The following is a 7,716-nucleotide window of genomic DNA, read 5'->3' on the forward strand; positions in this document are numbered from 1 at the left end:
CCTTACAACTACACGCCGGCCAGGAAGTTGACCCAACTACAGGTGCGCGCGCCGTGCCGCTTTACCAAACCACATCTTACGTATTTAAAAGCGCCGAGCATGGTGCAAACCTGTTCGCCTTAAAGGAGTTTGGCAACATTTATACCCGATTAATGAACCCCACTACCGATGTGTTTGAAAAACGTATAGCGGCTTTAGAGGGTGGTATTGCAGGATTAGCTACGGCATCGGGCCAGGCAGCACAATTCATTGCATTAAATAATATATTACAGGTTGGCGACAACTTTGTTACCTCGCCATTTTTATATGGAGGTACTTATAACCAGTTTAAGGTAGCCTTTAAGCGCTTAGGCATCGATGTGCGTTTTGCCAAAGACGATACTGCCGAAAGTATTGAAGCCCTCATCGATGGTAAAACCAAAGCCATCTTCCTGGAAACCATAGGCAACCCAGGTTTTACCATTGCCGATTTTGACAAGGTAGGCGCTCTGGCTAAAAAGCACGATCTGCCCCTGATAGTTGATAATACTTTTGGAGCAGGCGGCTATCTGTTTCGCCCATTGGAACATGGGGCAAGTATAGTGGTACAATCAACTACCAAATGGATAGGTGGTCATGGTACCAGCATTGGCGGTGCAATAGTTGATGGTGGTACTTATAACTGGGCCAATGGCAAGTTTCCGCAGTTTACAGAGCCGTCTGAAGGTTACCACGGCTTGGTATTTGCCGATGTGTTTGGCATTGGCGGCCCGTTTGGTAACATTCAGTTTATAATTCGTGCCCGTGTGGAAGGCCTTAGAGATTTTGGCCCTTCGCAATCACCATTTAATTCGTGGTTGAACATCCAGGGATTAGAAACCCTTTCATTGCGTGTACAGCGCCATGTAGATAACACACTGGAGCTTGCCAAATGGCTCGACCAGCATCCACAAGTCGCGACAGTTAACTATCCGGGACTGGAGTCATCACCTTATCATGAACTGGCTAAAAAATACCTTAAAAATGGTTTTGGAGCGGTATTATCCTTTGAAATAGACGGTGATAAAGAAGATGCCGGTAAACTAATTGATAATCTTAAACTGGTAAGTCATTTAGCTAATGTTGGTGACGCAAAAACATTAATCATTCAGCCATCGGCAACTACGCATCAGCAGCTTTCTGATGAGGAACAGTTATCGGCAGGTGTAAGGCCTAATTCGTTACGCGTTGCTGTGGGTATTGAGCATATTGATGATATTAAAGCAGATTTTGAACAGGCATTTGCCAAAATAAAAAGGGCATCGGCCCAATTAGTATAGTATAGTTTTTTTTAAGTGATATAGTAAAGTTGTTACGGGCTGCGGCTGACAATAAAATCAGCTGCACCCGCGATAACAAGACAAAAGAATGAACACAGAAATATTTAAGTACACTCAACCATTCGGCCTTGAATCCGGTGAGGAATTACATGAACTGGAGATAGGCTTTCATACTTATGGCAGGCTTAACAAAGCAAAAGATAATGTGGTATGGGTATGCCATGCCCTAACCGCTAATTCGGATGTTTATGATTGGTGGAAAGGTTTTGTAGGCACAGGTAATAAATTTAATGCCGAAGAGCATTTTATAGTATGCGCCAATATCCTGGGTTCGCCTTATGGCACAACCAACCCTTTAAGTATTAACCCGGCAAACGGGCAGCCTTATTTACAGGCTTTTCCGCAGTTTACTATCAGGGATATTGTAAAAGCACATCAGTTTTTGGCAGATCATTTGGGGATAGGTAATATCCATATCCTTATTGGTGGCTCATTAGGCGGCCAGCAAGCTATTGAATGGGGAATTATTGAGCCCGAGCGGATTAAAAATTTGATACTGATAGCAACCAATGCCCGCCATTCTCCCTGGGGAGTAGCATTTAACGAATCACAGCGTTTGGCATTAAGTGCCGATCCTACTTTTCATAATAACACTGTTGATGGTGGCCTCAATGGTTTGAAAGCCGCGCGCAGCATTGCCCTGCTCTCCTACCGTACATATAAAACATATGGCATAACTCAACAGGAAGAAACGGATGCCAAAACAGATGATTTTAAGGCATCTACCTACCAGGCTTATCAGGGCCAAAAGTTAGTAAACCGCTTTAATGCGCATAGCTACTGGTATTTAACCAAAGTTATGGATTCGCACAATGTGGGCCGTGGCCGTAATGGTGTAGAAAAAGCGCTAAGCCTTATCAAAGCGCGTACACTGGTTATCGGCATAAAATCAGATGTGTTATTCCCTATTGAGGAGCAGGAATACCTGTTCAGGCATATTCCTAAATCGGCCTTTGCCGAACTGGATTCGTTTTATGGACATGATGGATTTTTAATTGAAACAGAAGCATTGACAAATATTATCACATCGTTTTTTAAAACCGATGTAAAAGGAAAAATTATAGAATTGCAACGTACAGCGTAATGAGTAAAAAGTTAAGTATAGGATTATTTGGATTTGGAGTAGTTGGGCAGGGATTATATGATATCATCAAAACTAAAAATTTAAACATCGAAATAGTAAAATTCGCTATAAAAGACCCGCATAAAAAGCGCACATTACCGGCAGAATTTTTTACCACTGATAAAAATGAATTGCTCGACAACCCGGAGATAAACACCATTGTTGAGCTGATAAACGATACCGAAGCCGCTTTCGAAATTGTTTCAAGAGCCTTAAGCAGCGGCAAAAATGTAGTATCGGCAAGTAAAAAAATGATCGCGTTGCATTTGGAAGAATTAATAGCGCTTCAACATAAATATGGCACTTCCCTCCTATATGAAGGCGCGGTTTGCGGTAGTATCCCCATCATTCGTAACCTGGAGGAATATTATGACAACGAATTACTGCACTCTATAAGCGGTATTTTTAACGGATCATCAAACTACATACTTTCAAAAGGATTTATTGAAGGTTTGGATTATGACAGCGCCCTGAAACAAGCGCAGGACCTTGGCTTCGCCGAAACCGATCCAACAAGTGATGTTGGTGGTTTTGATGCCAAATACAAGCTGGTTATTGCCGCCGCGCATGCTTRCGGAGTTGTTATTCCACCACACAAGGTTTTCAATTTAGGGATTCAAAACCTGGCAGCGCAGGATCTGCAATATGCCCGCGAAAAAAACCTGAAGATTAAATTAGTTCCTGTAGCTAAGGAACTGGATGAGCGAAACGTAGCCCTGTTTGTATTACCAAAATTTGTAAATGAAACCGAGTTTTTATACAATGTAGAATATGAATACAACGGTGTAACGGTACAGGCCGCCTTTGCCGATCAGCAATTCTTTTTTGGTAAAGGGGCTGGCGGCCACCCTACCGGCTCGGCGGTATTGTCTGATATAGCGGCACTGCGTTATAGCTATCAGTATGAGTATAAAAAAGCCAAGGAAAAAACCGACCTCCAATTCACTAATAATATTGAATTGGATATCTATTTAAGGTATGATGACGAGAGTTTAGTTGATGCATTGCAATTTATTCATATACAGGAACGCTATTATTCAGGTAGTTATAAGTTTGTTATTGGAAAAGTAAATTTGCAAAACCTGGTAGATAATCAAACCCGTATATCCGATAGCAAGGCATTTGTTGCCTTTGCCGGTCAGCTAACGGGTGTTAGCTTAGCAGCGGTATAAACAAACAGTCGAAGTTCTATGCAAATTTTCGTTGTTGTTTAAACAATAAAAAGGCTCCGGACCGGAGTCTTTTTTATTTCTATTTTTTTTCTAAGTATCCTTATTTAGCAAAAAAAACGGCAATCCGTTTTCCATAAGCCACAGTCATAATACCAATAAATATTTTTGTTACTGATGATATTGCCGAGTTTTGATCGCTAACGCTTGCTAAAGTGTATAAACGGTAAAGCAAATCGGGTAAGGTATTTACAATAAGCAACCCACCTATGATGATCAGTGCTATTTCATAAATCACTTTTCTATCGGCAAACAGTTTTACATTTTCTTTGCTGTCGGCTGTGTTGGTTACCAAACGGGTAATAAACCGGGTGCCAATAATTAAGAAAAGGGATAGTGCCAGCATCAGCACAAAGTTTGCAATGTTCAGCCAAAACAAATTCATCTGCTCGCCGGCATGATCGGATGATGAAACAGCGCCAAAACTTTTTAAAAATGTAAAAAAGCCGGGCACTTTAGATAAGTTGGACACCAAAAGGTAAATACCCAGGATTTTTATGGTTATTTCATAAATATCAGCCTTCTTCATTTTCTAATTTATGATATGGTTTATAATGGCAACGAATATAAACAAATACGGCGCATTTTGGGTAGCTGATTGCAGAAGAAGCTTAGTTCTGGGGTTTCATTAAATCTCAATCCAAATAATAATGCCTTATCTGTTTTAATCCATGATCAAGCTCATAAACCCAGGGCGTAGCTGTAGGGATTTCCAGTTGGGTTACTTCTTCATCGCTAAGGCAATCAATATATTTTATTAGCGAGCGCAGGCTGTTGCCATGGGCAACCACAATTACCCTTTGGTTATGCCGCAATGCTTTTATAATAGTTTCATTCCAAAAGGGTAAAACCCTGTCCATTGTTTCGCTTAGATTTTCGGTTAATGGTAATTCACGTTCTGTCAAATGTTTATAACGTAGGTCGTGCCCCGGATATCGCGGATCATCTTTGGTTATAGCTGGTGGGTGTTCATTGGGGTCGCGCCTCCATTTTAGCACCTGTTCGGCACCGTATTTGGCAACGGCTTCATCTTTATTCATGCCTTGCAGGGCGCCATAAAAGCGCTCATTCAGTCGCCAAGATTTTTCAACCGGGATCCATAAATGATCAAGCTCCTCCAATACAAAATGCATCGTCTTTATTGATCGTTTCAGGTATGATGTAAAACCGGCGTCAAAATTGTAGCCGTTCTTTTTTAGGATCTGCCCTGCTTTATGGGCTTGCAGGTAACCGTTTTCGGATAAGTCTACATCTTCCCAGCCGGTAAAGCGGTTTTCGAGGTTCCAGGTGCTTTCACCGTGGCGTATCAATACTATTTTTTGCATAGGTATTTACTTAACGCAAATGTAAGCCGCGAGTTGTAAAAAAAATTGTAAAATATTTATAATTCAATTAGCTTGCGTTATAAACCAAACTAATGCTAAACCAATTATGATTCCAACTACACCTGTTCCTGTAAAGGATGGTATTGCCAACCCTGCCCCGCTTGGGCTTTGCGCCTTTGGTATGACCACCGTTTTATTAAACATTCATAACGCCGGCTTTTTTGAAATGAACAGTATGATACTGGCCATGGGTATATTTTACGGTGGCCTGGCGCAAGTTATAGCCGGTGTTATTGAAGCTAAAAAGAACAACACCYTTGGGCTAACCGCATTTACATCCTACGGCTTTTTCTGGCTGTCGTTAGTCGGGCTTATTGTTATGCCCAAATTAGGCTGGGCTACAGCTGCTTCAGAAGGTGCCATGTGCGCTTACTTAAGTGTATGGGGTGTTTTTACTTTACTGTTGTTTTTTGGTACACTAAAATTAAACAGGGCACTCCAGTTTGTATTTGGATCATTAACTATCCTATTCTTTTTATTAGTAGCCGGCGATGCCACCGGAAATGCGACAATTAAACATTTGGCTGGTTATGAAGGTATTATTTGCGGTGCATCTGCCATATATACCGGCATTGCCAATGTGCTTAATGAAGTTTACGGGCGTGTTGTATTACCTATTGGACCTGTAAAGGTTTAAAATAATGTTGCTAAATTGCGCAGGTGAAAGATTTTAAAAAATACTATAGCATACCGGCAACGCCCGACGAAATTTATATAGCCCTTACCAACCCTGTTACCATTGAATTATGGACCGGCGAGGTTGCAGAAATGAGTACCGAACCAGGTTCAGAATTTTCTATGTGGGATGGCAGCATAACCGGTAAAAACCTGGAGTTTGAACCCGGCAAAAAAATTGTGCAGCAATGGTATTTTGAAGGTAAATCTGATGACTCGATAGTAACCATCAAATTGCACCCCGATAAACAGGGCACATCTGCCGAGCTGAGGCATACCAATATCCCCGATGAGGATTTTGATGATATAACCGAAGGCTGGACCTACAGCTATTTTGGCGGGCTGATTGATTTTTTTGAAGGAGAATAAGGCCTCGCCCCACTCCATTCAAAAAGAAAAGGCTTTTAAACACCAAAAGCCACTCAGGTCGAGTGGCTTTTGGTGTTTAAGGGCAGCTATTGACCAGCCTTGATTTGCATGATATTTTAAATTGTAACCGCCGGGTGCACAAACACCTTCGATTTAATATCGGCACCTGCTTTACCAAGCGTTGCCGCTACCGAACAATATTTATTGAGTGATAATTCAGCAGCGCGGGCTGCTTTGTCTTCATCAATATCGCCATATAAATGAAATTCAATATCAATATCCTGCCAAAGTGAAGGTTCTTTACCTGCTTCACGTTCGCCGTTTACTACCATTTTATAATCTTTTACGTCCTGACGTTGTTTTTTAAGTATGCTGATAACGTCAATTGCAGAGCAACCGGCCAGGCCCATTAAAAGCATTTGCATAGGGCGTATACCAAAATCCTGACCACCGCTTTCGGGGCTGCTATCCATTTTTACAGTATGACCATTGGCATCTACAGCCTCGAAGCCGAAATCGCCATGTACACGTTTAAGTTCTATTGTAGACATAGTGTTGTAGTTTATAATAATGCTAAGTTAGATATTAAATTTAGTGTTGCTAATTAAGTGCATCATTATTTACGCTGACATTACCAAAAAAGTTTCATTTAAACTGCGCCCTGTCTTTAACTGGTATAACCAATTTTAAACCCGACCATGTTTCGTCAATGGCGCAAACTTTTATATCCACAAGCCCAATTTTGATGGCAAAATCCCTGATGACATCTTCGGTAATGTCGGTAACAACTTTTGACGCTTTCTTTGGCCAGGATACCCATATCATGCCATCAGGTTTCATTTGGTTCATTAATTGGGGAAGCACAGTCAAAAATTCATCCCRTTGTTTGGTGAAAAAATGGATCACATCTTTTTTTACCGCCGCTTCATCTACAAAATAAACTTCAGTAGGTAAATCCGTAAACAATTGCAGGTAATAATCGGGTGCGTTAAGCAACATTATTTTGGCCGCTGTTTTTATGCCCAGCTTTTTTGCCAACGGAGTACCTGAGTAGCCTGCCATGTTAATTAATTTGTTTGAGGTGGTGCAATAAATGCTCAACGTAATCATTTGCCAGCCATTCCACAGTTTGGAGGTTGGGCTCCTGTTTACTGTTATCGCAACGGGCTGTTAACCTTTCTGCCGGGTAGTTTTCCCAAACCCTTATTATTTGCCGGTTAAGTAAGCTCCACAAATCAAGCAGATCATTAATATCAGCTTTTTGGTAATGCTGCGCTGCAACCCATTCCACCTGCTCATAAGTAAGTCTGAAATTCTCTTCGTAAGTGCAGCGCACAAAACGCTGCAGGTTTATTTGCGCGCTATCAATTAGGTGGCCGATGATTTCCTTTTTTGACCATTTATTGGGCGTGGGTTTGTTTTCCCAATCAAGCTGTTCGGTTTTTATCTGCAGAAAATTATTGATGGCATTGTTTAAAATTGCTGAGGTGGTGGTCATGGTTATGTTTTCAAAATAAGTATTTAAAGATTGTTATTTCATATTAAATTACAAAACCATTAACTTCAAAGCCTTAAAC

General features: G+C 41.1%; 10 protein-coding genes. 5 read left to right on the top strand and 5 right to left on the bottom strand.

Features of this window, described 5'->3' with window-relative positions; genetic code table 11:
* The 3 genes from AC1DPZ_RS18025 to AC1DPZ_RS18035 form a co-directional block, all read left to right on the top strand.
* Nucleotides 1–1,298: O-acetylhomoserine aminocarboxypropyltransferase/cysteine synthase family protein (locus AC1DPZ_RS18025; protein ID WP_477405914.1), on the top strand; the 1,298-nt coding region annotated here is incomplete at its 5' end.
* A gap of 88 nt (nucleotides 1,299–1,386) precedes the next feature.
* Nucleotides 1,387–2,442 carry a homoserine O-acetyltransferase family protein gene (locus AC1DPZ_RS18030; RefSeq protein ID WP_477405916.1) on the top strand — a complete coding sequence of 352 codons (1,056 nt, stop codon included), beginning with the start codon at nucleotides 1,387–1,389 and terminating at the stop codon, nucleotides 2,440–2,442.
* Complete coding sequence (locus AC1DPZ_RS18035) at nucleotides 2,442–3,653, top strand: homoserine dehydrogenase (protein ID WP_477405918.1); 1,212 nt, start codon at nucleotides 2,442–2,444, stop codon at nucleotides 3,651–3,653. Before AC1DPZ_RS18030 ends, AC1DPZ_RS18035 begins: the two co-directional genes overlap by 1 nt.
* Before the next feature lie 100 nt (nucleotides 3,654–3,753).
* On the opposite strand, the gene AC1DPZ_RS18040 is transcribed toward AC1DPZ_RS18035, so the two are convergent.
* Nucleotides 3,754–4,239 (bottom strand): hypothetical protein, encoded by a 486-nt coding sequence (locus AC1DPZ_RS18040; RefSeq protein WP_477405920.1) that lies wholly within the window; start codon nucleotides 4,237–4,239, stop codon nucleotides 3,754–3,756.
* Nucleotides 4,240–4,345: 106 nt separating this feature from the next.
* Nucleotides 4,346–5,035, bottom strand: coding sequence for a 2,3-diphosphoglycerate-dependent phosphoglycerate mutase (gene gpmA, locus AC1DPZ_RS18045; RefSeq protein ID WP_477405922.1), 690 nt, complete (start codon nucleotides 5,033–5,035; stop codon nucleotides 4,346–4,348).
* A 106-nt stretch (nucleotides 5,036–5,141) separates the two neighbouring features.
* Here gpmA and AC1DPZ_RS18050 point away from each other — a divergent pair, with 106 nt between their 5' ends.
* Together AC1DPZ_RS18050 and AC1DPZ_RS18055 are read left to right on the top strand one after the other, a co-directional pair.
* Nucleotides 5,142–5,732: an acetate uptake transporter gene (locus AC1DPZ_RS18050; protein ID WP_477405924.1), complete on the top strand. Its 591-nt coding sequence runs from the start codon at nucleotides 5,142–5,144 to the stop codon at nucleotides 5,730–5,732.
* Between the two features lie 23 nt (nucleotides 5,733–5,755).
* Nucleotides 5,756–6,139 (top strand): SRPBCC domain-containing protein, encoded by a 384-nt coding sequence (locus AC1DPZ_RS18055; RefSeq protein ID WP_477405926.1) that lies wholly within the window; start codon nucleotides 5,756–5,758, stop codon nucleotides 6,137–6,139.
* 116 nt (nucleotides 6,140–6,255) lie between these two features.
* Here the strand turns inward: AC1DPZ_RS18055 and AC1DPZ_RS18060 are convergent, their stop codons facing one another.
* The 3 genes from AC1DPZ_RS18060 to AC1DPZ_RS18070 all read right to left on the bottom strand — a co-directional run bounded on the left by AC1DPZ_RS18060 (nucleotide 6,256) and on the right by AC1DPZ_RS18070 (nucleotide 7,637).
* On the bottom strand, nucleotides 6,256–6,690 hold the full coding sequence (locus tag AC1DPZ_RS18060) for an OsmC family protein (RefSeq protein WP_477405928.1): 435 nt from the start codon (nucleotides 6,688–6,690) through the stop codon (nucleotides 6,256–6,258).
* A 94-nt stretch (nucleotides 6,691–6,784) separates the two neighbouring features.
* Complete coding sequence (locus AC1DPZ_RS18065) at nucleotides 6,785–7,201, bottom strand: DUF3052 family protein (protein ID WP_477405930.1); 417 nt, start codon at nucleotides 7,199–7,201, stop codon at nucleotides 6,785–6,787.
* A gap of 1 nt (nucleotide 7,202) precedes the next feature.
* Nucleotides 7,203–7,637 carry a DinB family protein gene (locus tag AC1DPZ_RS18070; RefSeq protein ID WP_477405932.1) on the bottom strand — a complete coding sequence of 145 codons (435 nt, stop codon included), beginning with the start codon at nucleotides 7,635–7,637 and terminating at the stop codon, nucleotides 7,203–7,205.
* Between the last annotated feature and the right edge of the window lie 79 nt (nucleotides 7,638–7,716).

It is taken from the genome of Mucilaginibacter sp. P4_G9 (assembly GCF_056400985.1).

Excerpts from the sequence above, each read along its gene's own strand:
- AC1DPZ_RS18030 (WP_477405916.1), top strand. The coding sequence starts at position 1,387 with ATGAACACAGAAATATTTAAGTACACTCAACCATTCGGCCTTGAATCC.
- AC1DPZ_RS18040 (WP_477405920.1), bottom strand. The coding sequence starts at position 4,239 with ATGAAGAAGGCTGATATTTATGAAATAACCATAAAAATCCTGGGTATT.
- gpmA (WP_477405922.1), bottom strand. The coding sequence starts at position 5,035 with ATGCAAAAAATAGTATTGATACGCCACGGTGAAAGCACCTGGAACCTC.
- AC1DPZ_RS18060 (WP_477405928.1), bottom strand. The coding sequence starts at position 6,690 with ATGTCTACAATAGAACTTAAACGTGTACATGGCGATTTCGGCTTCGAG.
- AC1DPZ_RS18070 (WP_477405932.1), bottom strand. The coding sequence starts at position 7,637 with ATGACCACCACCTCAGCAATTTTAAACAATGCCATCAATAATTTTCTG.